Source organism: Mycobacterium senriense (assembly GCF_019668465.1).
GTDB lineage: Bacteria > Actinomycetota > Actinomycetes > Mycobacteriales > Mycobacteriaceae > Mycobacterium > Mycobacterium senriense.
This window is the reverse complement of record NZ_AP024828.1, coordinates 1,402,005-1,427,094: the sequence shown is the minus strand read 5'-3', so window position 1 is coordinate 1,427,094 and position 25,090 is coordinate 1,402,005. Positions and strand designations below refer to the sequence as shown.

General features: G+C 67.2%; 22 protein-coding genes. 10 read left to right on the top strand and 12 right to left on the bottom strand.

Going from position 1 to position 25,090, the window contains the following annotated elements; translation table 11 throughout:
• Positions 1 to 2: 2 nt before the first annotated feature.
• Positions 3 to 3,584, bottom strand: a complete 3,582-nt coding sequence (gene car / locus MTY59_RS06835; RefSeq protein ID WP_250160731.1) for a carboxylic acid reductase — start codon at positions 3,582 to 3,584, stop codon at positions 3 to 5.
• Positions 3,585 to 3,725: 141 nt separating this feature from the next.
• Positions 3,726 to 4,481 carry a L,D-transpeptidase gene (locus tag MTY59_RS06830; RefSeq protein WP_221045004.1) on the bottom strand — a complete coding sequence of 252 codons (756 nt, stop codon included), beginning with the start codon at positions 4,479 to 4,481 and terminating at the stop codon, positions 3,726 to 3,728.
• Between the two features lie 403 nt (positions 4,482 to 4,884).
• Here MTY59_RS06830 and MTY59_RS06825 point away from each other — a divergent pair, with 403 nt between their 5' ends.
• On the top strand, positions 4,885 to 5,817 hold the full coding sequence (locus MTY59_RS06825) for a LysR family transcriptional regulator (protein WP_221045003.1): 933 nt from the start codon (positions 4,885 to 4,887) through the stop codon (positions 5,815 to 5,817).
• Here MTY59_RS06825 and oxc read toward each other — a convergent pair.
• Positions 5,801 to 7,552: an oxalyl-CoA decarboxylase gene (oxc, locus tag MTY59_RS06820; RefSeq protein ID WP_221045002.1), complete on the bottom strand. Its 1,752-nt coding sequence runs from the start codon at positions 7,550 to 7,552 to the stop codon at positions 5,801 to 5,803. The two genes, MTY59_RS06825 and oxc, sit on opposite strands and share 17 nt — an antisense overlap.
• Before the next feature lie 241 nt (positions 7,553 to 7,793).
• On the opposite strand from oxc, the gene MTY59_RS06815 reads away from it, so the two are divergent.
• A complete protein-coding gene (locus tag MTY59_RS06815; RefSeq protein WP_221045001.1) occupies positions 7,794 to 9,386 on the top strand; it encodes a FadD7 family fatty acid--CoA ligase in 1,593 nt (530 codons plus the stop codon).
• A gap of 12 nt (positions 9,387 to 9,398) precedes the next feature.
• Here MTY59_RS06815 and MTY59_RS06810 read toward each other — a convergent pair whose 3' ends face one another.
• Together MTY59_RS06810 and MTY59_RS06805 are read right to left on the bottom strand one after the other, a co-directional pair.
• Positions 9,399 to 11,558, bottom strand: a complete 2,160-nt coding sequence (locus MTY59_RS06810) for an elongation factor G-like protein EF-G2 (protein WP_221045000.1) — start codon at positions 11,556 to 11,558, stop codon at positions 9,399 to 9,401.
• Positions 11,559 to 11,702: 144 nt separating this feature from the next.
• A complete protein-coding gene (locus tag MTY59_RS06805) occupies positions 11,703 to 12,119 on the bottom strand; it encodes a TIGR03668 family PPOX class F420-dependent oxidoreductase (protein ID WP_221044999.1) in 417 nt (138 codons plus the stop codon).
• A 173-nt stretch (positions 12,120 to 12,292) separates the two neighbouring features.
• On the opposite strand from MTY59_RS06805, the gene MTY59_RS06800 reads away from it, so the two are divergent.
• The 4 genes from MTY59_RS06800 to MTY59_RS06785 all read left to right on the top strand — a co-directional run bounded on the left by MTY59_RS06800 (position 12,293) and on the right by MTY59_RS06785 (position 17,407).
• Positions 12,293 to 13,375 carry a S1C family serine protease gene (locus tag MTY59_RS06800; RefSeq protein WP_221044998.1) on the top strand — a complete coding sequence of 361 codons (1,083 nt, stop codon included), beginning with the start codon at positions 12,293 to 12,295 and terminating at the stop codon, positions 13,373 to 13,375.
• A 121-nt stretch (positions 13,376 to 13,496) separates the two neighbouring features.
• Positions 13,497 to 15,269, top strand: coding sequence for a maltose alpha-D-glucosyltransferase (treS, locus tag MTY59_RS06795; RefSeq protein ID WP_221044997.1), 1,773 nt, complete (start codon positions 13,497 to 13,499; stop codon positions 15,267 to 15,269).
• Positions 15,270 to 15,324: 55 nt separating this feature from the next.
• Positions 15,325 to 16,674 (top strand): maltokinase N-terminal cap-like domain-containing protein, encoded by a 1,350-nt coding sequence (locus tag MTY59_RS06790; protein WP_221044996.1) that lies wholly within the window; start codon positions 15,325 to 15,327, stop codon positions 16,672 to 16,674.
• Positions 16,675 to 16,720: 46 nt separating this feature from the next.
• Positions 16,721 to 17,407: a YoaK family protein gene (locus tag MTY59_RS06785; protein ID WP_221044995.1), complete on the top strand. Its 687-nt coding sequence runs from the start codon at positions 16,721 to 16,723 to the stop codon at positions 17,405 to 17,407.
• Positions 17,408 to 17,464: 57 nt separating this feature from the next.
• Here the strand turns inward: MTY59_RS06785 and ag85C are convergent, their stop codons facing one another.
• From ag85C to MTY59_RS06760, 5 genes are all read right to left on the bottom strand, one after another.
• On the bottom strand, positions 17,465 to 18,490 hold the full coding sequence (ag85C, locus tag MTY59_RS06780; RefSeq protein ID WP_221044994.1) for a diacylglycerol acyltransferase/mycolyltransferase Ag85C: 1,026 nt from the start codon (positions 18,488 to 18,490) through the stop codon (positions 17,465 to 17,467).
• A gap of 234 nt (positions 18,491 to 18,724) precedes the next feature.
• Entirely contained in the window at positions 18,725 to 19,543 is an 819-nt protein-coding gene (locus tag MTY59_RS06775) for an ABC transporter permease (protein WP_221044993.1), read from the bottom strand.
• Positions 19,533 to 20,372 (bottom strand): ATP-binding cassette domain-containing protein, encoded by an 840-nt coding sequence (locus MTY59_RS06770; RefSeq protein WP_221044992.1) that lies wholly within the window; start codon positions 20,370 to 20,372, stop codon positions 19,533 to 19,535. The genes MTY59_RS06775 and MTY59_RS06770 overlap by 11 nt, the downstream gene beginning before the upstream one ends.
• Complete coding sequence (locus tag MTY59_RS06765) at positions 20,369 to 20,821, bottom strand: MarR family winged helix-turn-helix transcriptional regulator (RefSeq protein ID WP_415822795.1); 453 nt, start codon at positions 20,819 to 20,821, stop codon at positions 20,369 to 20,371. The genes MTY59_RS06770 and MTY59_RS06765 overlap by 4 nt, the downstream gene beginning before the upstream one ends.
• Positions 20,822 to 20,888: 67 nt before the next feature.
• Positions 20,889 to 21,386 carry a metallophosphoesterase family protein gene (locus MTY59_RS06760; RefSeq protein WP_221044990.1) on the bottom strand — a complete coding sequence of 166 codons (498 nt, stop codon included), beginning with the start codon at positions 21,384 to 21,386 and terminating at the stop codon, positions 20,889 to 20,891.
• Positions 21,387 to 21,480: 94 nt separating this feature from the next.
• Here MTY59_RS06760 and MTY59_RS06755 point away from each other — a divergent pair, with 94 nt between their 5' ends.
• The 3 genes from MTY59_RS06755 to MTY59_RS06745 are packed head-to-tail and all read left to right on the top strand — an operon-like array spanning position 21,481 to position 22,891.
• On the top strand, positions 21,481 to 21,789 hold the full coding sequence (locus MTY59_RS06755) for a metal-sensitive transcriptional regulator (RefSeq protein ID WP_221044989.1): 309 nt from the start codon (positions 21,481 to 21,483) through the stop codon (positions 21,787 to 21,789).
• 32 nt (positions 21,790 to 21,821) lie between these two features.
• On the top strand, positions 21,822 to 22,436 hold the full coding sequence (locus tag MTY59_RS06750; RefSeq protein ID WP_221044988.1) for a mycothiol-dependent nitroreductase Rv2466c family protein: 615 nt from the start codon (positions 21,822 to 21,824) through the stop codon (positions 22,434 to 22,436).
• A gap of 53 nt (positions 22,437 to 22,489) precedes the next feature.
• Complete coding sequence (locus MTY59_RS06745) at positions 22,490 to 22,891, top strand: DUF302 domain-containing protein (protein WP_221046293.1); 402 nt, start codon at positions 22,490 to 22,492, stop codon at positions 22,889 to 22,891.
• A 27-nt stretch (positions 22,892 to 22,918) separates the two neighbouring features.
• Here MTY59_RS06745 and MTY59_RS06740 read toward each other — a convergent pair whose 3' ends face one another.
• On the bottom strand, positions 22,919 to 23,092 hold the full coding sequence (locus MTY59_RS06740; protein WP_221044987.1) for a hypothetical protein: 174 nt from the start codon (positions 23,090 to 23,092) through the stop codon (positions 22,919 to 22,921).
• A gap of 192 nt (positions 23,093 to 23,284) precedes the next feature.
• Between MTY59_RS06740 and MTY59_RS06735 the strand changes: the two genes are divergently transcribed.
• Positions 23,285 to 23,740, top strand: coding sequence for a MaoC family dehydratase (locus MTY59_RS06735; protein ID WP_221044986.1), 456 nt, complete (start codon positions 23,285 to 23,287; stop codon positions 23,738 to 23,740).
• Between the two features lie 10 nt (positions 23,741 to 23,750).
• Here MTY59_RS06735 and MTY59_RS06730 read toward each other — a convergent pair whose 3' ends face one another.
• A complete protein-coding gene (locus MTY59_RS06730; protein WP_221046292.1) occupies positions 23,751 to 25,043 on the bottom strand; it encodes an acyl-CoA dehydrogenase family protein in 1,293 nt (430 codons plus the stop codon).
• Positions 25,044 to 25,090 lie beyond the last annotated feature (47 nt).

Below are 25,090 nucleotides of genomic sequence, written 5' to 3'. Positions count from 1 at the left end.
GGTTACACCAGGCCAAGCAAGCGCAGATCGGCGACGTACTTGTCGATCAATGCCGCCGACAGATGCGGAATGTCTTGGTCCGCACCTATTTTCGCCGACCGCACGGCGCTGCGGAACACGTCGGTGGGGGCCGGGGCACCGCGCAGCGGGGTCTCCGGTTTCCGGTAGGCGTCCAGCAACGGCAGCACCGAATGCTGGCGCTGCTTGTCGGGCAGGGCGCGAAGGGCGGTCGTGAACCGGCCCAGCCACTCGTCGTAGTCGTCGATGCGCCGAATGTCGTGTCCGGCGGCGATCAGCCAGTCGACGAACACATCCAGCGAGATGCCGTCGTCGTGCGGGTTCATCACGTCGAAGGACCGGTAGGTGCCGGAATCCTCGGCGGCCGTGGCGATCTGTTCGCCCAGCGTGGTCACCGCTTCGGCCACGAAGTCGGCGGGCAACCCGTCGTAGTGGGCGATCGCACGGCCTCCCTGCGGATCGGCCTGGTAGAAGGAGGCCGGTGCGATACCGGTGGTCAGCAAGCTGAATACCAAGCGGGTGAACGCATCTGGAACATTGAGCTGTCCGGCATAACGGCTGTGCGCCAGGATCATGTCGGACCGGAAGACCGCGACGGGCAGGCCGCACAGGTCGTGCGCCTCGCGCAGCAATACCTCGCCGGCCCACTTGCTGTTCGCGTACCCGTTCGCATAACTGTCATCGACCGGCCGCAGTGCGCTGACGGTACGGATGTCGCCGTCTTCGGCGAACGCGGCCGGATCGACCGACAGGGCCACCGCGACGGTCGACATGTACGTGACGGGCTTGATCCGTGTCGTGATCGCCAGGCGAATCAATTCGGCGGTGCCCACCACGTTGGGGCCGAACAGTTGGTCGTAGGGCAGCACGTGGTTGACCAGTGCGGCAGGATGGACGATCAGATCCACACTCTGCGCGAGGCGCTCCCAGGTGCCTTGCTGTAGGCCGAGATTCGGCTCACCGATATCGCCGACGATGACCTCGAGGTGATCGGCGGCCAGCGTGCGGAAGCGCTCCAACAGTTGCGGATCGCCGCTATCGAAGACGGCCTCCAGGCGTTTGGTGGCGGCCGCGGCATCCGCGGCGCGGATGACGGAGATGAGTTTTCCGCCGGTCTCGGCGAGCCGTTCGAGCCACTCCAGGATCAGGAAGCGGCCGAGGTAGCCGTTGGCGCCGGTGAGCAGGACGGTGTGCGGCGTGCCGGTCGCGCGCGGCAGCGCCGGGGCCTCGACCAGGGTGGTCGCGTCGATGAACTTGTCCAAGGTGAGGTCCGCGGCGCGGACCTGCGTCGCGCCTCGCCCGTGGACGGTTGCGAAGGTCGGCCGCCGCGACCCCGATTGGCGTTCGGATTCAACGTATTCCGCGAGCTGGCCCAGGTCGGTTGCCGGGCCGGTGATCATTCCGACGGGCACATCGACGTCGAAGATGTCACGCAGCAGGTTTGAAAACGTCAACGCCGACAGGGAGTCGCCGCCGAGCTCGATGAACAGCGCGTCGGGCGCCGGCGGCCCGCCGGCCAGGCCGAGCAGCGCCTCGGCGGCGCGACTGAGGGTGAAGATCACCGGGTGGTCGGCCGCGCCTTCGCGCAAGGCACGCAATTCGGTCACCCGGTTTTCGGCCAGCTCCGCGTACAGCTGTTCGAGCCGGGCGCCGTAGTGCTCTTTGAGCTTGGGCCGCAGCAGCTTTCCCACCCCGGAGAGCAGGCCGTTGTCCTCGCTGAACGGCTCCGTCTCGACCACGAAGTCGACGGGTACCTCGTAGGACTGCAGCTCGGCGAGTTTGGCCGACTGGCGCAGGGATTCACCGAGGGCGGCCTTCAAGCCGTCGGCGTCGCCGGCGAACCTCTCCGCGGCGTCGTCGGTCGGGACGACAACGGCCAGCAGATAGGGCCGTTCGCTGTTGCCGTAGACGAAGACCTGGCGCACCAGTGCCGCGCTGGAGAACACCGCTTCCAGCCGCGCCACGGCGACGAACTCGCCCTGGGCCAGTTTCAGCACGTTGTTGCGGCGGTCGACGTAGGCGAGCCGGCCCGGCTCCAGCTCGGCCATCACGTCACCGGTGCGGTAGTAGCCCTCGGGGTCGAAGGCCTTGGCGGTGACATCGGGCCGTTTGAAGTACCCGGGCGTGGCGCTCAGCGACTTCACCAGCAATTCGCCTCGCGGATAAGGCTTGTCGGTGAGGAAATAGCCCAACTCGGGAACGTCGATGAGCTTGTAGTCCTGCACCGGCGGTCGGGTGATCCATCCGTCCTTGCTCACCATGCCGACCTCGGTCAGACCGTAGCCGTCGAGAACATGGACTTCCAAACAGGTTTCGATGAAGGCGCGCATCTCGGCCGCCAGTGGCGCGGTGCCGCAGAACGCGGTCACGATGCGTCCACCGAGGACCTGCTCGCGCAGCTCGACCTGCGCGTGCGCCTGTGCCGCGGCGGTGTCGGCGCCCGCGACTTCGAATCGATCGACCGCACTCTGGTAGCGCTGGTACAGCATCTCCGCGACGCGTGGCACCAGTCCCATTTCGGTGGGGCGCACCAGGTTCCAGTCGTCGAACAGGGTGGACAGGTCGCTCTCCGGGACGAAGTAACTGGTGCCGCCCGCCTGGAACGCCGTCGACAGCGGTATCCGGCCGCCCAGGTGATTCAGCGGCATGAAATTCACGTTGATCACCGGGGTGTCGGTGAAGTCCGGCATCAGTTCGGTGGTCCACAACCGGCACAGCATCCGCTCGGTGTACATGGCTCCCTTGGGCAATCCGGTGCTGCCCGAGGTGTACATGATCATGGCCAGCCGCTCGTCGGTGTCGCCGGTGAACATCGGCTCCGGCGGTAGGGTCCGCCCGCGCTCGATCACGTCGTCGAGGGTCTCGATAGTAACGGTGACGCCGGCGTCCGTCAGCTTCGCCTGCGCGCGTTCGACGGGCTCGCGTTGCTCGTCGACCTCGGGCCGGTAGTCGAAGACCACGACCCGCCGCAACGACGAGCTACCCAGTGCCGCTTCGACGGCCAGGTCGAGATAACCGACACCGGCGGCCAACGTGGAGGGCTCGACCTCCTCGACGATCGGCCTCAGCCGCGAGGCCGTCGTGTTGTGCTGCAGCGGCACGGCCACCAGCCCGAGGTAGGCACAGACCAGATCGATGGTGAGGTACTCGGCGCTCGCGAAACCGACGGTGGCGACCAAGTCGCCGGGCGCAACGGGATTGGCGGTGTCGTGTCGCCATGCGCCGGCGATGGCGCGGACGTTGGCCCACAGTTCGCGGTAGGTCATGGTGTCGAACCGAGGCAGCAGTTGTGCGTTGGTTCGGCCGGTGGCGGGATCGGTGGTCAACGAGCGGGCCCGCCAGCCCAGTGCGGGGCGATCGGCGTAGCCCTCGGCGAAGATCTCCAGGATCTCCGGCAGCCGAAGGCCGGGTTGGCGTGCCGCGAGCTGCACGGCGGAATCGGGCTTGCTGCCGCGGAACTCTTCGTCATGCGCGTCCAGGTCGCGGATGCGGTCGGCTACCTGTTGGCGCACCGCGCTGATCGGGCCGGTGGAGCTAACTTTCGTGCGCTTCGCGTCGTCAGTCATGGCCCGCCTCTCGTTGACGATCACTCGTCTACCTGAACGAACCCCCACGGTTCAGGCTTCCGTTCAATGGTTGTGACGGTTGTCACACCGCGACGGAGGCGCCGGTGGGTTCGCGGCACGCCGGGCAGGTGTCGTTGGCGCTCAGGCCACGACCTGAATGGGATCGCCCACGTTCACCTCGTTGAAGTACCAGGCGGCGTTGTCGGGGCTGAGGTTGATGCAGCCATGGCTGACGTTGGCGTTGCCCTGGGAATCGACCGACCACGGGGCGGAGTGCACGTAGACGCCGCTCCAGGTGACGCGAACGGCGTATGAGGCGGTGATCTTGTATCCCTCGGGGGAGCTGAGCGGGATGCCGATGGTCCGTGAGTCCATCACCACGGTGCGCTGCTTTTCGAGCGCGGTGAAGCTGCCCATCGGGGTGGGGCGGCTGGGCTTGCCCATCGACGCCGGCATGGTGCGCAGGACCTCTCCGTCCCTGCTGACGGTGAAGGTGTGCTTGGAGATGCTGGCGACGCCGAGTAGCGCATCGCCGGTGTCGAAGCCCGTCGACAACGCCTGCACGCCGACCGACACGTGGGTGTGCGCCGGCCAGTACTGGTTGGGCACCCACTGCACGACCGTGTTCTGAACCCACTCGAAGTGTCCGCGGGTACCACTGGGCGACGTGACGTGGATCGACCGTTCGACGGCGGCCCGATCGGCCACCGGGGCGGTGAAGGTCACCACGACCGGATGGGCCACGCCGACCACGGCGCCGTTGGCGGGCAAAATCGAGGCGACTGTGGGGCTGGGTTGCGGTAGCGGCACGGAGGCGGTGCCGCGACCGACCGGCGCCACCAGACCCACAGCCGTGATCGCGACCACAACAAATAGATAACGAACACCCCGCCGCATAGCGTCCACCCTTCGAGATGGTGCGATCAACACACCGACATCCTACTGGTTACCCACTCGTCACCGGTTTCAGCAAACAATGACAGGCCAGCCCGGCCGCCACGGTAACGATTCGATCACCGATTGAGTTCAACCGTGTCGGGGCGCAGCGGGATGGGTAGTGCGGCGCATGATCGCCGCCTGTGGGCCGTCGCCCGAGGTCGGGCCGTGGTTGCCTGAAAGGGCCGCCGATGCTTCGGTTTTCGCGGCCGCGACCTTCCGGCCGGCTTACTTGACCGAACTCGTAGGGATAGCCGCAAAAGTCGTGGCCCAAACGTTCGGCTTGGCCCGCCCGCCGGCGACGCGTTAGCCTCAGCGGGATCGGATCGGTGCCCAAGGCCGAGCCCGAACCCGAGGAGTGCGGGTGCTCTTCCGTCAGCTGGAGTATTTCGTCGCCGTCGCTTCCGAGCGGCACTTCGCCCGGGCAGCCGAGAAATGCTTTGTCTCCCAACCGGCGCTGTCGGCGGCGATCGCCAAGCTGGAGCGGGAACTGAACGTCACGCTGATCAACCGCGGGCGCAGTTTCGAGGGCCTCACGCCCGAAGGCGAGCGGTTGGTGGTGTGGGCCAGGCGGATTCTCGCCGAGCACGACGCGTTCAAGTCCGAAGTGGACGCCGTGCGCTCGGGCATCACCGGAACCCTGCGGCTGGGCACCGTTCCCACCGCGTCCACGACCGCGTCACTGGTGCTCTCGGCGTTCTGTTCGGCGCACCCATTGGTGAAGGTGCACATCCTGTCCCGGCTGGCGGCCACCGAACTGTACCGGCGCCTGCGCGAGTTCGAGATCGATGCCGCCATCGTGCATGCGGCGCCCGACGAGGCCCACGATGTGAACCTGATTCCGCTGTACCACGAGCGCTACGTGTTGTTGGCGCCCACGGACATGGTGGGATCCGGTGCGGCGACGATGACCTGGGCCGAGGCCGCGCAGCTCCCGCTGGCGTTGCTCACCCCCGACATGCGCGATCGGCAGATCATCGACAAAGCGTTCGCCGGCCATTCGATCACCATCAGCCCCCAGGTCGAAACGGATTCCGTCGCATCGCTATTCGCGCAGGCATCCGCGGGCAACTGGGCATCCATCGTGCCGCACACGTGGCTGTGGACGTCACCGCTGGGGCCCGACATCCGGGCGGTGGAAATGGTCGATCCGGTGCTCAAAGCCGATGTCGCCCTGGCCACCAACTCGAGCGAACCCGGATCGCCGATCGCCCGCGCGCTGGCAGCGTCCGCCGGGCGGCTTTCGCTGAACGAGTTCTTCGACGCGCAGCTGTTGGGCCTTACCCGCCGGCGCTGACCGCGGCCGGCGGACGCGTGGCCGCGCTCGCCGGGTTCAGGTTGGACAGGTGCCCGCTCTCCACGCCCGCCGCCGGGTCGAGTTCGCAGTCGATGAGCGACGGCGCCCCGGAGCCGATCGCCTCCGTCAGCGCCGTGCGCAGCTCCGACGGCGTGGTGACGTGATATCCCTTGCCGCCGAACGCCTCCGCGAGCAGCTCATGGCGTGCCCGGGCACTCAGGACGGTCGGGGCCGGATCGGATCCCGTTGCCGCCGCCCCGGCTGCGGCCTCGTCGCCGCGGTAGACGCCGCCGTTGTTGAGGATGACGACGGTGACCGGGAGTCGGTACCGGCAGATGGTCTCGATCTCCATGCCGCTAAAACCGAATGCGCTGTCCCCCTCGATCGCGACCACCGGCTTGCCGGTCTCGACGGCGGCGCCGATGGCATAGCCCATCCCGATGCCCATCACGCCCCAGGTCCCGGTGTCCAGCCGGTGCCGCGGCAGCTCCATGTCGATGACATTGCGGGCCAGATCGAGCGCATTGGCTCCTTCGTTGACGACATACACGTCACGGTTGTCCTGCAGCACAGCGCGAATGGCGCCGAGGGCGTTGTAGAACCGCATCGGGTGCGGGTCCTCGGCCAGGCGCTCGCGCATCTTGGCGTCGTTTCGCGCGGTGCGCTCGGCCAGTTCGCCGACCCACTCCGCTGGCGCGGTGATCGGGCGCGCGGCCACGCCGTCACACAGCGCGGACATCACCGAGCCGATGTCGCCGGCCAGCGGCGCATCGATCTGCTGGTTGCTATCGAACTCGGACGCGGCGATGTCCACCTGCACAAATTTGGTTTCGGGGGCCCATTGCGGTGACTCCCCGTGGCCCAGAAGCCAATTCAGGCGCGCACCGACCAACAGGACCGCATCGGCGCGCGCGATCGCCAGCGAGCGGGCGGCCGCGGCGGACTGCGGGTGTGAATCCGGCAGCAGGCCCTTGGCCATCGACATCGGCAGGAACGGAATCCCGGTGGTCTCGACGAACTTCCGAATCACGTTGTCGGCCTGGGCATACGCCGCACCCTTGCCGAGCACCATAAGCGGCCGCTGCGCTCGGGCCAGCACGCCCAGCGCGCGGTCGATCGCGTCCGGCGCCGGCAGCTGCCGGGGTGCGGGATCGATGACCCGCCAGACCGTGTCCGCGGCGGCGGCGGAGTCGATAGCCTGGCCCAGGATCTCACCGGGGATGTCCAGGTAGACGCCGCCGGGCCGGCCGGACACCGCGGTGCGAATGGCGCGCGCGACGCCACGGCCGATGTCCTCGATCCGGCCGATCCGATAGGCCGCCTTGGCGAACGGCTTTGCGGCACTGAGTTGATCGATATCCTGGTAATCGCCGCGCTGCAGATCCACCAGCGCCCGATTGCTGGAGCCGGAAATCTGGATCATCGGAAAGCAATTCGTCGTGGCGTTCGCCAGCGCGGGCAGGGCATTGAGGAAGCCGGGCCCCGACGTGGTGAGGCAGACGCCGGGACGCCGGGTGAGGAATCCGGCGGCGGCCGCGGCGTTGCCGGCCGAGGTCTCCTGCCGAAAACCGATGTAGCGGATCCCCGATGCCTGCGCGACGCGTGCGAGGTCGGTGATCGGGATGCCGACGATGCCGTAGATCGTCTCGACGTCGTTGGCCTTCAGCGCGTCCACCACGAGATGAATGCCGTCGATCAGGCCCGTCGGGTTCGTAGACGTCGAAGCGGTGGACATGGGGCGACTCCTCGGATGCTTTGCGGTACTGCCTTGGCCATCACTGTGACCCCGGCGCACCCCGGGTGTCCAAGACGAGGGCACTATCCGACGATTTACACCGTCTATCGTGGCAGGTCAGCGCCAATGCTGCTGCTTTTTAATAGCCAACGGTTATCGGTCGTGAGCAAATCCATATTGGACGCGACAAACGGCCGCCGGGCAGGGTGGCAGCTGTAGCAGGACTGGAAGGAGTGCGGCGATGACAACTGACGCGATCACCACCGGCGAGGGGACGACGGAATCCGCCCCCGGCATCGCCGATCTGGTCGAGGCGGCGGCACGCCGGTCGCCGGAGGCACCGGCCCTGGTCGTCACCGCCGAGCGCATACCGGTCAACTACCGCGAGGTGATCCGGTTGGTCGACGATCTGGCCGCCCAGCTGAAGGCCGGCGGCCTGCTCACGGGCGACCGGGTCGCGCTGCGCGCCGGCAGCAACGCCGAATTCGTCATCGGGCTGCTGGCCGGGTCGCGTGCGGATCTCGTTGTGGTGCCGCTGGATCCGGCCCTGCCCGCCGCCGAACAACGCGCCCGCAGCGCGGCGGTGGGCGCACGGGCGGTGCTCGTCGACCAGGTCGCCGACGCCGACATGGCTGCACCGGAAGGCTTGCCGTGGTGGCCGATCGCGGTGACCGTCGGGTCTGACGGCGCCGCGGCGGTGAGCCTGGATGTCACCGGGGCACCCGCGGGCGATGCTTTAACGCCGGAAGGGCTGCGCGACGACGACGCCATGATCATGTTCACCGGCGGCACCACCGGCGTGCCCAAGATGGTGCCCTGGACGCGCGACAACGTCGCCCGCTCGGTGGCGGCCATCATCGCCGGCTACGGGCTGGGACCGCGGGACGCGACGGTGGCGGTGATGCCGCTCTACCACGGGCATGGTCTGCTCGCCGCGCTGCTGGGCACCCTGGTGTCCGGGGGAGCGGTGTTGCTGCCCGCGCGCGGAAAGTTCTCGGCGCACACTTTCTGGGACGACATCGAGGCCGTCGGCGCCACCTGGTACACCGCCGTCCCGACGATCCATCAGATCTTGCTGGAGCGCGCCCGAACCGAGCAGCAGGGCGCGACGCACGCCCTGCGATTCATCCGCAGTTGCAGCGCGCCGCTGACCGCCGAGACGGCGCAAGCGCTGCACGACACGTTCTCGGCGCCGGTGGTGTGCGCGTTCGGGATGACCGAGTCGACCCACCAGGTGGCGACGACGGCCATCGGGGGAGCGGACAGCGGCGAAAATCCCGGCGCCACACCGGGTCTCGTTGGTCGGTCGACCGGACCGGAAATCCGGATCGTCGGGCCCGATGGCCAGACGCTGCCCGCGGAGACGGTCGGCGAGGTGTGGCTGCACGGCCCGACCGTGGTGCGCGGCTACCTCGGCGACCCGTCCATCACCGCCGCCAATTTCACCCAGGGGTGGTTGCACACCGGCGACCTGGGCACGCTGTCGCCGGCCGGCGACCTCGTCATCCGCGGCCGCATCAAGGAGCTCATCAACCGGGGCGGGGAGAAGATCTCGCCGGAGCGCGTCGAGGGCGTCCTGGCGACCCACCCCGACGTGCTGGAGGTGGGCGTGTTCGGCATGCCGGACAAGCTGTACGGCGAGACCGTGGCCGCGGTCATCGTCGCCCGCGGGTCGGCCGCGCCGACGGCTGACGAGCTGACGGCGTTCTGCCGTGAGCGCCTGGCGCCCTTCGAGGTGCCCGCCGAGTTCCAGCAGGCCGGCGAGTTGCCGCACACCGCAAAGGGATCGCTGGACCGCCGCGCGGTGGCCGAGCGGTTCGGCCGCAAGGCCTGAACGGCGGGGGTGCTAGACGGTGGCGTTCAGCCGGGCGGCCGCGGATTCCGGCATGGGTTCATAGCGGGCGAACGAGCGGGTGAACGAGGCGGCGCCGTGCGCCAGGGACCGCAGGTCGATCGCGTAGCGGGTCAACTCCACCTGCGGCACCTCGGCCTTGACCACGGTGCGCTCATTGCCCGCGGTGTCGGACCCGAGCACCCGGCCGCGCCGGCTGGACAGGTCACCCATCACCGCACCGACAAAATCGTCGGGCACCAGCACCGAGATCTCGTCGATGGGCTCGAGCAGCGCCACCTTGGTCGCCGCGGCGGCCTCGCGCAGCGCCAGCGAGCCCGCCATCTGGAACGCGAAGTCCGACGAGTCGACGCTGTGCGCCTTGCCGTCGAGCAGGGTGACGCGGATGTCGACCACCGGATAGCCCGCGTGTACACCCTTCTCCATCTGCGCCCGCACGCCCTTCTCCACGCTCGGGATGAACTGCCGCGGCACCGCTCCGCCGACCACCTTGTCGACGAATTCGAAACCGGAGCCTTCCGGCAGCGGCTCCACCTCGATGTCGCACACCGCGTACTGGCCGTGCCCGCCGGACTGCTTGACGTGGCGGCCGTGGCCTTTTGCCTTGCCGCCGAACGTTTCTCGCAGCGGGACCCGCAGTTCAACGGTATCGACCGTTACGCCGTACCGGTTGGCCAGCGCGTCAAGAACCACACCCGCATGCGACTCGCCCATGCACCACAGCACGATCTGGTGGGTTTCGGGGTTCTGCTCGATCCGCAGCGTCGGATCCTCGGCGGCCAGCCGTCCCAGCCCGACCGACAGCTTGTCCTCGTCGGTCTTGGCGTGCGCCGCAATCGCGACCGGCAGCAGCGGTTCGGGCATGGTCCACGGCTTCAACACCAACGGCTCGGACTTGTCCGAAAGCGTGTCACCGGTTTCGGCGCGGCTCAGTTTGCCGATCGCGCAGATGTCACCCGCCACCACGAAAGTCGCCGGGCGTTGCTGCTTGCCCAGCGGGAAGGACAGCACCCCGATGCGCTCGTCCTCGTCGTGGTCGGGATGCGCATGTCCGTCGCCGTTGGGCATGCCGAAGAACGACGCAAAATGGCCCGACACATGAACCGTCGCGTCGGGCCTGATGGTGCCGGAGAACACCCGGACAAGGCTGACCCTGCCCACGTACGGGTCCGACGTCGTCTTCACCACCTCCGCGAGCAACGGTGCGTCCGCGGCACACTTCAGGCCGGCGTGCGGCGCGCCGACCTGTGTGAAGACCTCGGGCAGTGGGTGTTCCATCGGAGACGGGAAGCCGCGCGTGGCGACCTCCAACAATTCCAGGGTGCCGACGCCGCTGCTGCTGCAGACCGGGATCACCGGAAAGAACGACCCCCGGGCGACGGCGCGCTCCAGGTCCTCAATGAGCACGGATTCGTCGATGGCCTCGCCCCCGAGGTAGCGCTCCATCAGCGACTCGTCCTCGGACTCCTCGATGATTCCCTCGATCAGGGCACCGCGCGCCTCCTCGATCTGCTCGGCGTCCGAGGGATTCGGTGGCTGCACGGTGCGATTGCCGTCGGTGTATTCGTAGCGGGTCTGCGACAGCAGGCCGATCAGGCCGTGGCAGGACGGCAGGTCGGTGGGCAGATAGAGCGGTAACACCTTGTCGCCGAACGCATTCTGTGCGGCGGCCAGCGCCTCGGAGTAATTCGCCCGGGTGTGGTCGAGCTTGGTGATCACCACGGCGCGGGGCATGCCGACCTGGTTGCATTCCTGCCACAGCGATTTGGTGGGCTCGTCGACGCCCTCGTTGGCCGCGATGACGAACAGCGCGCAATCCGCGGCGCGCAGCCCGGCCCGCAACTCGCCGACGAAATCGGCGTATCCGGGGGTGTCGACCAGGTTCACCTTGACGCCGTCGTGCGACAGGGACGCCACGGCGACGCCCACCGATCGTTGTTGGCGGATCTCGGCATCGTCGTAGTCGCAGACCGTGCTGCCGTCGGCGACCGAGCCGCCGCGGGTCAGCACACCGGCGGCGACCAATAGGGCTTCTACGAGTGTGGTTTTGCCGCCACCCGACGGACCCACCAGCACGACGTTGCGAATCTGGTCCGGACCGTCGGCGGTAGGAGCGTTCCCCGCTCCTTGGGAAGTATTTGTCCTGTCGGCCATGACTTTCCTCCAGGTTGCCCAGGGCGCGCCGTTGCCGCCCTGGTTAGCACCTATCTAGCTACCATTCACCCAACTTCGGTCGACCACAAGACCGTCGGGCCAGATCAGGTGCCCGGAGCCGCGCCGCAGCTTTCGGGACGCCGCTCAGTAATGCCAGCTGGACCAACGCTGCACCGCGACCTCGATCACCGGGCCGTCCAGCGAAACCGTTTGGTACTGAGGGTATTTAGCGCGCAGCAGGCGGCGGGCGAGCTCAACGGCAGCCCCGTCGGTGTGGACGGTCGCCAGGCCGTCGGCGCGCACCCACCACAGCTGGGTCCAGTCGTCGGCGTAGTGATCGACGAGCAGGCTCACCCGTGGGTTGGTGTCGATGTTGGCCAGGCGGCGCAGCCGCCGCGTCGTTTTCGGTTTCGCGTCGACGGCCGTGTAGACCACGTCGCGGTTGTCGGCGGCGACCGCGAAGACCACCGGCACCAGGTGCGGCAGGCCACCGGGCGCGACCGTGGCCAGCCGGGCTACCGGGGACCGGGTGAAGTCGGCCTTGGGGTCGAATGCGCCCACCGGGTCAGCTTAGGACGGGCGGCAAATAGGGCTGGGAAGCCGATGAGGCGCGTCAGACCTGGCACATGCCGTGCATAGCTACCAGCATTACGGTTATATACACACAAATGTGCCGCCAAGATCCTGAGGCCGGGACAGTTTGTTCTTTACCGCGAAGCAGGAGGGTGACACCGATGAGCAAATCGCAGCACCGCCCGATCTTGTGGTCATGGTTGGTCAGCGTGCTGACCGTGGTTGGACTGGGCCTCGGCCTGGGGTCCGGGGTGGGCCTCGCGCCGGCGTCGGCGGCGCCGTCGAATTTTGCGCTGGACCGGTTCACCGACCGTCCCCAGGCGCCGCTCGATCCGTCGGCGATGGTCGGTCAAGTCGGGCCGCAGGTGGTCAACATCGACACCAAATTCGGCTACAACAACGCGGTGGGCGCCGGAACCGGGATCGTGATCGACCCCAACGGCGTCGTCTTGACCAACAATCACGTGATCTCCGGCGCCACCGACATCAGCGCATTCGACGTCGGCAACGGGCAGAGCTACGCCGTTGACGTGGTCGGCTACGACCGCACGCAGGACATCGCGGTGCTGCAGCTGCGCGGCGCGGCCGGCCTTCCCACCGTCGCGATCGGCGGCGAGGCCACGGTGGGGGAGCCCATCGTCGCGCTCGGCAACGTCAACGGGCAGGGCGGCACGCCCAACGCGGTGACCGGCAAGGTCGTCGCGCTGAACCAGAGCGTCTCGGCAACCGACACGCTGACCGGCGCGCAGGAGAGCCTGGGCGGCCTGATCCAGGCGGACGCCCCGATCAAGCCGGGCGACTCCGGCGGGCCGATGGTGAACAATGCCGGGCAGGTGATCGGCGTGGACACCGCCGCCACCGACAGCTACAAGATGTCGGGCGGGCAGGGCTTCGCCATCCCGATCGGGCGTGCGATGGGCGTTGCCGGACAGATCCGCTCGGGCGCCGGCTCTAACACGGTGCACATCGGTCCCACGGCCTTCCTCGGCCTGGGTGTGATGGACAACAACGGCACGGGCGCGCGGGTGCAGCGGGTCGTCAGCACCGGTCCCGCCGGGGCCGCCGGGATCGCACCGGGCGACCTCATCACCGGCGTCGACAACGTCGCGATCACCGGCGCGACGTCCATGACCGAGGTGCTCGTCCCGCATCATCCGGGGGACACCATCTCGGTGCACTACCGGTCCAACGACGGTGGCGACCGCACCGCCAACATCATTCTGGCGGAGGGACCGCCGGCCTGACATCCGTGCCGACGGGACGCGACCGGTGGCGAATTCGTTTGCTGCCGGGCGTGTTTCGTCGTAAACATGGCGGTGTGATTCCGAAAGTCGCCCCCAGGGTATCCGTGGCATCGTGGATTTGATGAACGACGCAAGAGAAGCTGTCGAGCACCATCCCGAGGGTGGCAGTCACGTCCAGGACGGCGTGGTCGAGCACCCCGACGCCGAGGACTTCAACAACGCCGCCGCGCTGCCCACCGACCCCACGTGGTTCAAGCACGCGGTGTTCTACGAGGTGCTGGTCCGTGCGTTCTTCGATGCCAACGCCGACGGTGCCGGTGACCTGCGCGGTCTGTTGGGGCGCCTGGACTACCTGCAGTGGCTGGGCATCGACTGCATCTGGCTGCCGCCCTTCTACGACTCGCCCCTGCGCGACGGTGGGTATGACATCCGGGACTTCTACAAGGTGCTGCCCGAGTTCGGGACGGTCGAAGATTTCGTCGCGCTGCTCAACGCCGCGCACGAGCGGGGCATCCGGGTCATCACCGATTTGGTGATGAACCACACCTCGGATTCACACCCCTGGTTTCAGGAGTCTCGGCACGACCCCGACGGCCCGTACGGCGACTTCTACGTGTGGAGCGACACCAGCGAGAAGTACACCGACGCGCGGATCATCTTCATCGACACCGAGGAGTCCAACTGGACCTTCGACCCGGTGCGCAAGCAGTTCTACTGGCACCGGTTCTTCTCCCACCAGCCCGACCTGAACTACGACAACCCGGCCGTGCAGGAAGCCATGATCGACGTGCTCCGGTTCTGGCTCGAGCTGGGTATCGACGGGTTCCGGTTGGACGCGGTGCCCTACCTGTTCGAACGGGAGGGCACGAACTGCGAGAACCTGCCCGAGACGCACGCCTTCCTCAAGCGCGTGCGCAAGGTCATCGACGATGAGTTCCCCGGCCGGGTGCTGCTGGCCGAGGCCAACCAGTGGCCGGCCGACGTCGTGGAGTACTTCGGCGACGCCACTACCGGTGGTGACGAGTGCCACATGGCGTTTCACTTTCCGCTGATGCCGCGCATCTTCATGGCGGTGCGTCGGGAATCGCGCTTTCCGATTTCGGAGATCTTGGCCCAGACGCCCGAAATCCCTGACATGGCGCAGTGGGGCATCTTCCTGCGTAACCACGACGAGTTGACGCTGGAGATGGTCTCCGACGAAGAGCGTGACTACATGTACTCCGAGTACGCCAAAGATCCGCGGATGAAGGCGAACGTCGGGATCCGCCGCCGGTTGGCTCCGCTGCTGGAGAACGACCGCAACCAGATCGAGCTGTTCACCGCGCTGCTGATGTCGCTGCCCGGCTCGCCGGTCCTTTACTACGGTGACGAGATCGGCATGGGCGACGTGATCTGGCTGGGTGACCGCGACGGGGTGCGCACACCGATGCAGTGGACACCCGACCGCAACGCCGGCTTCTCCAAGGCCAACCCGGGCCGGCTCTATCTGCCGCCCAGCCAGGACTCCGTCTACGGCTATCAGGCGGTCAACGTCGAGGCTCAACGCGACACCTCGACGTCGCTGCTCAACTTCACCCGGACGATGCTGGCCGTACGGCGCCGTCACGAGGCCTTCGCGATCGGGACCTTCGAAGAGCTGGGCGGCTCGAACCCGTCGGTGCTGGCCTTCGTGCGGCAGGTGTCCGATGACGGTGACACCGTGCTGTGTGTCAACAACCTGTCGCGTTTCCCCCAGCCGATCGAACTGAATCTGCAGCAGTGGAGCGGATGCACGCCGGTCGAGCTGACCGGGCAGGTGGAGTTTCCGCGCATCGGTCACCTGCCCTACCTGCTCACACTGCCTGGACACGGGTTCTACTGGTTCCAGCTGACCGGATGCGAGGAAGATGGATGACGAGGACTCGCGCCGCGACGATGCAAAGCGGAACCGATGAGAAGGAGTGGCGCAAATGACTCAGCCGGCCAAGCTGCCCTGGTCTGAGTGGCTTCCACACCAACGCTGGTACGCCGGGCGCAACCGCGAACTGACCGGCGCCGAGGCGAGCGTCGTCGTCCCGCTCGACGACGGCCTCGACCTGGTGCTCGTCGACGTCGACTACGCCGACGGTTCCCGGCACCAATACCAGGTGATCGTGCGGTGGGATGCCGCCCCGGTCTCCGAATACAGCAGCGTCGCGACCATCGGCGCCGCGGACGACCGGACCGGTTTCGACGCGATGTATGACGCCGACGCGCCGAAGTTTCTGCTCTCGCTGGTCGACTCGTCCGCCTCACGCAGCGGCGCGTCGGGCGCCGAGGTGAAATTCGCCAAGGAACCGGATGCGGTGCTGCCGCTGGAGGCGATGGCGCACGTATCGGACGCCGAGCAGTCCAACACCAGCGTCATCTTCGACCGGGATGCCATCTTCAAGGTGTTCCGGCGGGTCAGCAGCGGCATCAACCCCGACATCGAGCTGAACCGTGTGCTCGGCCGGGCCGGCAATCCGCACGTCGCGCGGCTGCTGGGGACCTACGAGATGACGGGTTCGGACGGCGGCGCCGACGCGGCGTGGCCGTTGGGCATGGTGACCGCGTTCGCCGCCAACGCCGCCGAGGGCTGGGCGATGGCCACCGCCAGCGTCCGCGACCTGTTCGCCGAGGGTGACCTGTACGCGTACGAGGTCGGCGGCGACTTCGCCGGCGAGTCCTACCGCCTGGGCGAGGCGGTGGCGTCGGTGCACGCCACCCTGGCCGAGACCCTCGGCACCTCGCAGGCCTCCTTCCCGGTGGACAACGTGCTCTCGCGGCTGTCGGCGACCGTGGCCCTGGTTCCCCAGCTCAAGGAACACGCGGCGACGATCGAGGAGCGCTTCCAGAAGCTGGACACCGAGCAGATCACTGTGCAGCGCATCCACGGCGATCTGCACCTGGGCCAGGTGCTGCGCACGCCGGAGCGCTGGCTGCTCATTGATTTCGAGGGCGAACCGGGACAGCCGCTCGAGGAGCGCCGCGCACCCGATTCGCCGTTGCGCGACGTGGCCGGCGTGCTGCGGTCGTTCGAGTACGCCGCCTACGGGCCGTTGGTGGATCACGCGGCCGACAAGCAACTGGCGGCGCGCGCCCGCGAGTGGGTCGAGCGCAACCGGACGGCGTTCTGCGACGGCTACGCGGCCGCCTCCGGGATCGACCCGCGCGACTCGGCGCCGCTGCTGGCCGCCTACGAGCTCGACAAGGCCGTCTACGAGGCCGGCTACGAGGCGCGCCACCGGCCGGGTTGGCTGCCGATTCCGTTGCGCTCCATCGCTCGCCTATCAAGCTAGGTTCGCGTCCGCTGCGCGCGCCGCGGCCGTCTGGAAGCATGTGCGTGTGCCGAGTGACATATGCAACAGCGAGTCGCGGTTGTCGTGGGTGCTGGCGGCGCTCGCGGGTGTGCTGGGGGCCACCGCCTTCACCCATTCCGCCGGCTACTTCGTGACCTTCATGACCGGCAATGCCCAGCGCGCGGTGCTCGGGTATTTCCGCGGCGACGTGCTGCTGTCGGCCACGGCGGGGGTGTTGATCGTCTGCTTCGTGGCGGGCGTGGTGGTGGCCTCGGTCTGCCGGCGGCATTTCTGGGTGGCGCACCCGCACGGCCCGACGGTGCTGACGACGTTCAGCCTGGCGGCGGCCACGGTGGCCGACGTCATCGACGAGGGCTGGGAAGAGAATCTGCTCGACTTCGCACCAATCATGTTGGTGGCCTTCGGGATTGGCGCGTTGAACACGTCTTTCGTCAAGGACGGCGAGGTTTCGGTCCCGCTGAGCTACGTGACCGGCACGCTGGTGAAGATGGGCCAGGGGATCGAGCGCCACATCGCCGGCGGATCCGCGGCGGACTGGCTGGGCTACTTCCTGCTGTTCGCCAGCTTCGCGGTGGGCGCCGCGGTGGGCGGTTTCATCAGCACGCTGGTCAACGGGACGTGGATGCTGGTGGTGGCCACCTTGGTGTGCGCGTTGACCACCGGCTACACGTATTTCCACTCCGATCGCCGGGCCCTGCTCGGCGAGGCGTGAAAAAGAGCATCGGCAGTAGCGCTGACCGGTGCGCTACTGCCGATGCTGGCTTTGGGCTCAGGCCGCGGGAGGGTTAGCGGTGGGCGCGCTAACCGGTGCGGCGTTGACCGTGTTGAGGGTTTGCAGGATGTCGGGCTTCATAGCGACCAGCTGCTGGTTCCAGTAGGGCCAGGAGTGCGTCCCGTTGGCCGGGAAGTTGAACACCCCGTTGCGTCCGCCGGCGGCCGCGTAGGTGTTCTGGAACTGCTGGTTGGTGCGCAGCGTCATGCTCTCCAGGAACTTGGCCGGCATGTTGTCGCCGCCGAGGTCGCTGGGGGCGCCGTTACCGCAGTAGACCCAGATGCGGGTGTTGTTGGCGACCAGTCGTGGAATCTGGACCATCGGGTCGTTGCGCTTCCACGCCGGATCGGTTGACGGACCCCACATGCTGTTGGCGCTGTAGCCACCCGCGTCGCTCATCGCCAGCCCGATCAGCGTGGGCCACCAGCCCTCGGACGGGTTGAGGAAGCCCGACAGCGCGGCGGCGTACGGGAACTGCTGCGGGTAGTAGGCCGCCAGGATCAGCGCGGAGCCGCCCGACATCGACAGGCCCACGGCCGCGTTGCCGGCCGGCGAGACCTGCTTGTTGGACTGCATCCACAGCGGCAGTTCCTGGGTCAGGAACGTCTCCCACTTGTAGGTGTAGTTCTGCCCGTTACCCGAGGACGGCTGGTACCAGTTGCTGTAGAAGCTGGACTGGCCACCGACCGGCATGATCACCGACAGGCCGGACTGGTAGAACTCCTCGAACGCGGGGGTGTTGATGTCCCAGCCGTTGTAATCGTCCTGCGCGCGCAGGCCGTCGAGCAGGTACACGGCGTGCGATCCGCCGCCCTGGAACTGGACCTTGATGTTGCGGCCCATCGACGGCGACGGCACCTCGAGGTACTCCACGGGAAGCCCCGGCTTGGAGAAGGCCCCCGCGACGGGTGAGCCGCCGGAGGCTACGGCGAGACCGGACAGCAGGGAGGCCCCCATAGCCGCGATCGCCAGTCGGCGCGGCATGGTAGCCGCAGCGCCACGCAACTTTTCGAAGAACGACATAGCTCTCTACCCATCCCAACTTTCATCTGCCGCATGGTGCGGTCGAATCTGTTCTCGGGGAGTCAAACACAGCGAGAGGGCCGAAAACGGTTGTCGCGGCCGGGATATCAGATCGCGGTTAGCTAACGATTGGGCCTCGCCCAGAAATCGTCACGGTCGGGTCACGATCGGCTCTCGGAACCATGTGCCCTTCTTGCAATGCGCTAGCGCATGCGCTATCGCGTTCGCAATGTATCAGGCGACCAGACGCCGCAAAAGCGTTGATGCCGTGATGATTCCGAGCACGGCGGCCACCACCAGCACGACGATGTCCGCGGGGTTGAAGGGCGTGCCGATCAGCAGCGCCCGCAGCGCGTTCACCTCGTAGCTGAGTGGGTTGACCTTGCTCAGCACGTGCAGCCACGCCGGCATGATGTCGACCGGGTACAGCGCGTTGGACGCGAAGAACAATGGCATGGTGATCGCCTGGCCGATGCCCATCAGGCGGTCGCGGCTGCGCACCAGGCCGGCCAGCGTCATCGACAGGCAGGCGAAGAACGCGGCGCCGAGCATGACGATGGCCATCGCCGCCACGATCCGCAGCGGATTGACCGTCAGGCCGACACCCATCACGTACGCCAGCGCGAGCACCCCCACCACCTGGGCCACCGAACGGACCCCGGCGGCAAACGCCTTGCCGGTGATCAGTGCCGACGCCGGAGCAGGCGTCACCATGAGTTTGGCCAGTACACCGGCGTCCCGGTCCCAAATGATCTGTATCCCATAGAAAATGGAGATGAACAGTGCCGACTGGGCGATGATCCCGGGCGCCAGGAACGCCAGATACGAGACGGATCCGGTGGGGATGACATGCAGGTGGCTGAACGTGGTGCCGAAGATCAACAGCCACAGCGCGGGCTGCACCATCCGGGTGACCAGCTCGGTCCGGTCGTGCTGCAGCTTCTGCAGTTCGACGATCGCGAACGCCCCGATGCGACTGGACAGCGCGCCGACTCGTTGCCAGCCGCGCGGGGCACGAATCAGGGTGCCCGCCATGGCGCTATCAACCGACACGGCGCGCCACCTTTCTGCTGGAACGGATTTCGCGGATGGACCCGTTGGCTTCCGATGGATCGTCCTCGTCGTCCAGTCCCGATGCCGCGTAGTGGCGGAACACATCCTCGAGCGTGGCGTTCGGAGACACCTTGGACACCTGGGCCTTCAACTTGTCGGGGGTGCCGACGGCACGCAGCTGACCGCGGTGCATCAGGGCGACCCGGTCGCACAGCGCGTCGGCTTCCTCCATGTAGTGGGTGGTCAGCAGCACGGTCATGCCGAACTCCGCCTGCATCTTTTGCACCTGGGCCCACACGCCGTCGCGCGCGATGGGATCCAGGCCGACGGTCGGTTCGTCGAGCACCAGCAGCGACGGGCGGTTGACCAGCGCCTGCGCCACCTCGAGGCGACGCACCATGCCGCCGGAGTAGGACGACGCCAGCCGGTCGGCCACGTCGATGAGGTCCATCGCGACCAGCGCCTGATCGACACGGTCGGCGCGCTCGTTGCGGGGCACCCCGTACAGCCGCGCGAACCACTGCACGTTCTGCCGTCCGGTCAGGGCCGGCTCGATTGAAAGCTGTTGCGGCACATAGCCGATATTGCTTCTGATGTCGGTGGTCCGGCGACGCGCGTCCATGCCGAAAATGCGCAGTTCGCCGTGCTGCACGGGGGTCAGCGTGGTCAGCATCCGGACCAGGGTCGTCTTCCCTGCGCCGTTGGGTCCCAGCAGGCCCATGGTTTCACCTGGCCGTACCTGCAGTGTCACATCGTCGACGGCGGTGAACTGGCCATAGCGATAGGTCAGGTTGCGGCCGTCGACCGCCATCGGCAGCGATCCGCTCATGATCGCCGCTCGCGCAGTTTTCGGGTCATCGTGTCGAGGACCTCCAATCCTTTTGTCAAAGCCTCGATTTGGTCGTCGTCGAGCTCGTCGATCACCTCGGACAGCAACGCCCGCCGGGTGGCGCGGGACGCGTCGACGATCTGCTGGGCGGGCTCGGCGAGCCGGAGTTGGCACACCCGGCGGTCGGTGTTGCCGGCCGTACGCAGCAGCAGGCCGCCGGAGACCAGCTTGGTGACCAGGGTCGAGGCGGTGTTGGGCACCAGCCCGAGCTCGGCGGCCGCGGCGCTGACCGAAATCCCCGGCCGGCGCCCGACCAGCCACAACAGCTCCGACTGCGACTCGGAAAGCTGCGACGAATCGAAGCCACGGCCGGCCGACCTGCGGAGTTGCCGGCGAAACCTGCCGACCACACCGAACAGCTCGGCCGCCACATCAGTGCGAGATTTCATATACACCAATAATACCTCTGTAGCCGAGCTATCTATGTGTGGAAGCTATGTAGCAGGTATGTACCCGCTACCTGGGCAGACGATGCAGCTCGACGTCAGTCAGCGCGCGGTCGACGACGCGGGCGGTCATGTAGGTGCAGAACGGTTGGCGGCGGCGATCCGTCGGCGATCCGGGATTGAGCAAGCGCAATCCGGTCGCGGTGGTGGTGTCCCACGGGATGTGGCTGTGCCCGAACACCAACACGTGGCTGTCGGGGTAGAGCCGCGACATCCGCGCGTCGCGTCCGGTCGCGGCGCCGGTCTCGTGCACGACGGTGAATCGCACCCCCGCCAGCGTCACGTCCGCGCGTTCGGGCAGCCGTGCCCGCAAGGCCGGGCCGTCGTTGTTTCCCCAGCAGCCCACGACCCGGGCCGCCCGGCTTTCGAGCGCCTCGAGGAAATCCGGTGCTATCCAGTCGCCGGCGTGCACGACGACGTCGGCCTCGACCACTTCATTCCAGACCGCCGCGGGCAGGTCGCGGGCCCGTTTGGGGATATGGGTATCGGCAATCAGCAGCAGCCTCACAGCCCCATCTTGCGCCCATCGGGCGGTCGTGCGTGCTGCCCGACGCTGAGCGGTGGGCGCCGCATATACCCTACGGGGTATGGTATAAAGGAGTATGGCAATTGATGGCAACGGAAGCGGACCGCGCAGTGCAGAAGTTGTGAAGCACGAGCCCGGCGACGTCGATGCCGCCCTCACCCGGTTACGGCGGGCGCACGGTCAGCTCGGGGGTGTCATCTCGATGATCGAGCAGGGCCGCAGCTGCAAGGACGTCATCACCCAGTTGGCTGCGGTGTCGAAGGCCCTGGATCGCGCCGGGTTCAAGATCATCGCCTCGGGTTTGCGTGACTGCGTCACGCGATCAGACGATCAGCCGGCCGTTTCCATCGATGAGCTGGAGAAGCTGTTTTTGAGCCTGGCCTGAATGCCCAGGCTTTGAAGAAGGGGAGAGGGCAGATGTCCCCCACCGAAACTGATCGCACCGCACCGACGGTGACGCTGTGGCTCGACCCGGTGTGTCCGTTCTCATGGAACACCGCACGGTGGCTGCGCGCCGTCGCCCAGGCGACAGGGTTGTCGATCGATTGGCGCCTGATGAGCCTGGCGGTTCTCAACGAGGGGCGCGAACTCCCACCCGCGCAGCAGGCCCGCATGCGTGATTCGCGGCAGATCGGCCGCCTGATGGCTGCCGTCATGCGCGAGCATGGCGCCGCGGGATGGACCGCGGCGTATTTCGCCTTCGGCGAGCGATACTTCGACCGCTCAGAACCTGTCAGCGCCGACCTCGTCGCGCAGGTCTTGATGGCGGCCGGGGCCCGTGGCGCCACGGCGGCGGCGGTTTCGGACGCATCTTTTGACGACCTCATCCGGACTCAACATGAGGCGGGCCAACAGGCGCTGGGTGAGACTGGGGGCAGCCCGATACTGCGGATCGGCGAACACACACTCTTCGGGCCGGTGCTGACCGCGCTGCCGGATGCGCACGCCGCGACCGCTGTGTTCGACGCGGTTGCCACGTTGGCCGCAACCCCGCAGTTCGCGCAGTTGCAACGGCCGCGCACGGCGGCCTAGCAGGCATGCGGCGAGATCTTGGGCGGTCCAACGCTGAAATGAGGAGGAAAATGATGACATCGGCATTGAGCACCACGCTGCACACCTCGTTCGAGGATGCTGTCGATCGGACCACAAAAGCGTTGGCGGATCAGGGTTTTGGCGTGCTGACCACGATCGACGTGAAGGCCACGCTGAAGCAGAAGCTCGGCGAGGAGATGGAGAACTATCTCATCCTGGGTGCCTGCAACCCGACCCTCGCGCATCGCGCGCTGGGCATCCACCGACAGATCGGCCAGTTATTGCCGTGCAACGTGGTGGTGCGGTCCGATCCCGACGGCGGTGCCGATGCGGTTCTGGTCGAGGCGATGGACCCCCAACTCATGGTCCAGGTGACCGGCGAGCAGACCGCGCTACAGGAGGTCGCCGACCAGGCAACCGCCAAGCTGCAAGCCGCTATCGGCGCACTCGGATAGGTGCCGCGACCGCGACGGTAAACAGAGTTAGCCGTCCTGGCTGCGGGCTTCGGCGCCCGACTCACCGGCGTCGAAGGAATCGTCGGAACCCGCCGCACCCACGTACGAGCCGTCATCCTCGCCCGCGGCGGCGCGGGACTGAGTCTGATGCGTCTCAGCGTCCACGTCCTCCTCGGCTTTGTGGCCCTTGCGATCTGACATGGTGGGTTCTCTTTTCTATGGAGGCAACGTTCCCGGGGGGATTCCCGCGACACCTCGCGCGAAACGGTCGCGCAGCGCCCGCTACAGGCCGGCAGGCCGAGTACCCGGTCAGCGGCTTGTCGCTGCGCCCGAAACCGCGGCGGTCGTACCCGCGGCGCTATTGTTAGCAGCCGAAACCAAGGAGAAACTTCAATGCGCACCTTCGAATCAGTCACCGAACTTGCCGCCGCGGCGGGCGAAGCCCTCGGGCACAGCGACTGGGTCACCATCACCCAGGAAGACGTCAACCTGTTCGCCGATGCGACCGGCGATCACCAGTGGATCCACGTCGATCCGGAGCGGGCGGCGTCAGGTCCGTTCGGCAAGACCATCGCCCACGGTTTCATGACCTTGGCGTTGCTGCCGCGGCTGCAGCACCAGATCTACACCGTCAACGGCATCAAGCTCGCAATCAACTACGGCCTCAACAAGGTTCGCTTCCCCGCTCCGGTCCCGGTCGGCTCTCGGGTGCGTGCGCAGAGTTCGTTGGTCAGCGTCGACGACGTGGGCAACGGCGCCGTGCAGGCGACGATTTCGACCACCGTCGAGATCGACGGTTCGGCCAAGCCGGCGTGTGTGGCCGAAAGCGTGGTTCGTTTCGTCGCCTGACACCTGGTCCCTAGAACTCGGCGACCGCGTGTTCCAGCCGCTCGGCCAGTCGCGCCTGCGCTTCGGCTCGCCGGGTCGGGATGTGGGCTGACGGGAAAGGCGTTGTCACCGGCTCGTATTCACGCAGGGTCCGGCGGGCGACCGTCATCTTGTGCAGCTCGGTGGCGCCGTCGGCGATGCCCAGCGACTCGGCGGCCACCAGCATCTTGACGAACGGCATCTCATCGGAGACGCCGAGGGCGCCGTGCAGGTGCAGGGCGCGCTGCGCGACGTCGTGCAGCACCTGGGGCATCGCGACTTTCACGGCCGCGATGTCGCGGCGCACCTTCTGATAGTCGTCGTGCTTGTCGATCAACCAGGCGGTGCGCAGCACCAGCAGCCGGAACTGCTCGATCTGAATCCAGCTGTCGGCGATCTTCTCCTGCGTCATCTGGAAGTCGGAGAGGTGGCCGTGCCTGGTCTTGCGCGACACGGCGCGTTCACACATCATGTCAAAAGCCTTGCGCGCCAGCGCGATCGTGCGCATCGCGTGGTGGATGCGGCCGCCACCGAGGCGGGTCTGAGCGATCATGAACGCCGCACCCTCGCCGCCGAGCACGTGGTCGGCCGGCACCCGGACGTCGTGGTAGCGGACGTACCCGTGCGAACCGTGCTTGGACTCGCCTCCCACCCCGACGTTGCGGATGATCTCGATCCCGGGCGTCTCGCCCGGAACGATGAACAGCGACATCTTCTCGTACGTGCGCGCATCGGGCTTGGTCACCGCCATAACGATGAAGAACGATGCGTGCCTGGCGTTGCTGGAGAACCACTTCTCCCCGTTGATGACCCAGTCGTCCCCGTCGCGGGTCGCCGACGTCACGAACATCCCCGGATCCGAACCGCCCTGTGGCTCGGTCATCGAGTAGCACGAGGTGATCTCGCCGTCCAGCAACGGCTGCAGGTAGCGGGCCTTCTGCTCGTCGGTGCCGAACAGCGCAAGGATTTCGGCGTTGCCGGAATCCGGTGCCTGGCAGCCGAACACCGAAGGCGCCCAACGGGAGCGCCCGAGGATCTCGTTGAGCAGTGCGAGCTTGACCTGGCCGAAGCCCTGGCCGCCGAGTTCGGGGCGCAGATGCGCGGCCCACAGCCCCTGGTCTTTCACCTGCTGCTGCAAGGGCCGCAGGATGGCCATCATCTCGGGGTTCTTCTTGTCGTAGGGATCAAGGGCAACCAGGTCGAGCGGTTCCAGCTCTTCGGTCATGAACTTTTCGACCCAGTCCAGCTTTGCCTGGTATTCGGGGTCCGTTTCGAAGTCCCACACGGTGGCCAACCAATCCCCGGCGCAACGCCGCGCCGGACTCGTTGATG

Bases quoted from the DNA above. Each gene is read 5' to 3' on its own strand.
- MTY59_RS06770 (WP_221044992.1), bottom strand. From the start codon at position 20,372: ATGAGCGGATCGCTGCCGATGGCGGTCGACGGCCGCAACCTGACCTAT.
- MTY59_RS06830 (WP_221045004.1), bottom strand. From the start codon at position 4,481: ATGCGGCGGGGTGTTCGTTATCTATTTGTTGTGGTCGCGATCACGGCT.
- MTY59_RS06755 (WP_221044989.1), top strand. From the start codon at position 21,481: ATGGCAATTGATGGCAACGGAAGCGGACCGCGCAGTGCAGAAGTTGTG.
- car (WP_250160731.1), bottom strand. From the start codon at position 3,584: ATGACTGACGACGCGAAGCGCACGAAAGTTAGCTCCACCGGCCCGATC.
- ag85C (WP_221044994.1), bottom strand. From the start codon at position 18,490: ATGTCGTTCTTCGAAAAGTTGCGTGGCGCTGCGGCTACCATGCCGCGC.
- MTY59_RS06790 (WP_221044996.1), top strand. From the start codon at position 15,325: ATGACTCAGCCGGCCAAGCTGCCCTGGTCTGAGTGGCTTCCACACCAA.
- oxc (WP_221045002.1), bottom strand. From the start codon at position 7,552: ATGTCCACCGCTTCGACGTCTACGAACCCGACGGGCCTGATCGACGGC.
- MTY59_RS06735 (WP_221044986.1), top strand. From the start codon at position 23,285: ATGCGCACCTTCGAATCAGTCACCGAACTTGCCGCCGCGGCGGGCGAA.
- MTY59_RS06800 (WP_221044998.1), top strand. From the start codon at position 12,293: ATGAGCAAATCGCAGCACCGCCCGATCTTGTGGTCATGGTTGGTCAGC.
- MTY59_RS06815 (WP_221045001.1), top strand. From the start codon at position 7,794: ATGACAACTGACGCGATCACCACCGGCGAGGGGACGACGGAATCCGCC.
- MTY59_RS06745 (WP_221046293.1), top strand. From the start codon at position 22,490: ATGACATCGGCATTGAGCACCACGCTGCACACCTCGTTCGAGGATGCT.
- MTY59_RS06740 (WP_221044987.1), bottom strand. From the start codon at position 23,092: ATGTCAGATCGCAAGGGCCACAAAGCCGAGGAGGACGTGGACGCTGAG.
- MTY59_RS06765 (WP_415822795.1), bottom strand. From the start codon at position 20,821: ATGAAATCTCGCACTGATGTGGCGGCCGAGCTGTTCGGTGTGGTCGGC.
- treS (WP_221044997.1), top strand. From the start codon at position 13,497: ATGAACGACGCAAGAGAAGCTGTCGAGCACCATCCCGAGGGTGGCAGT.
- MTY59_RS06810 (WP_221045000.1), bottom strand. From the start codon at position 11,558: ATGGCCGACAGGACAAATACTTCCCAAGGAGCGGGGAACGCTCCTACC.
- MTY59_RS06750 (WP_221044988.1), top strand. From the start codon at position 21,822: ATGTCCCCCACCGAAACTGATCGCACCGCACCGACGGTGACGCTGTGG.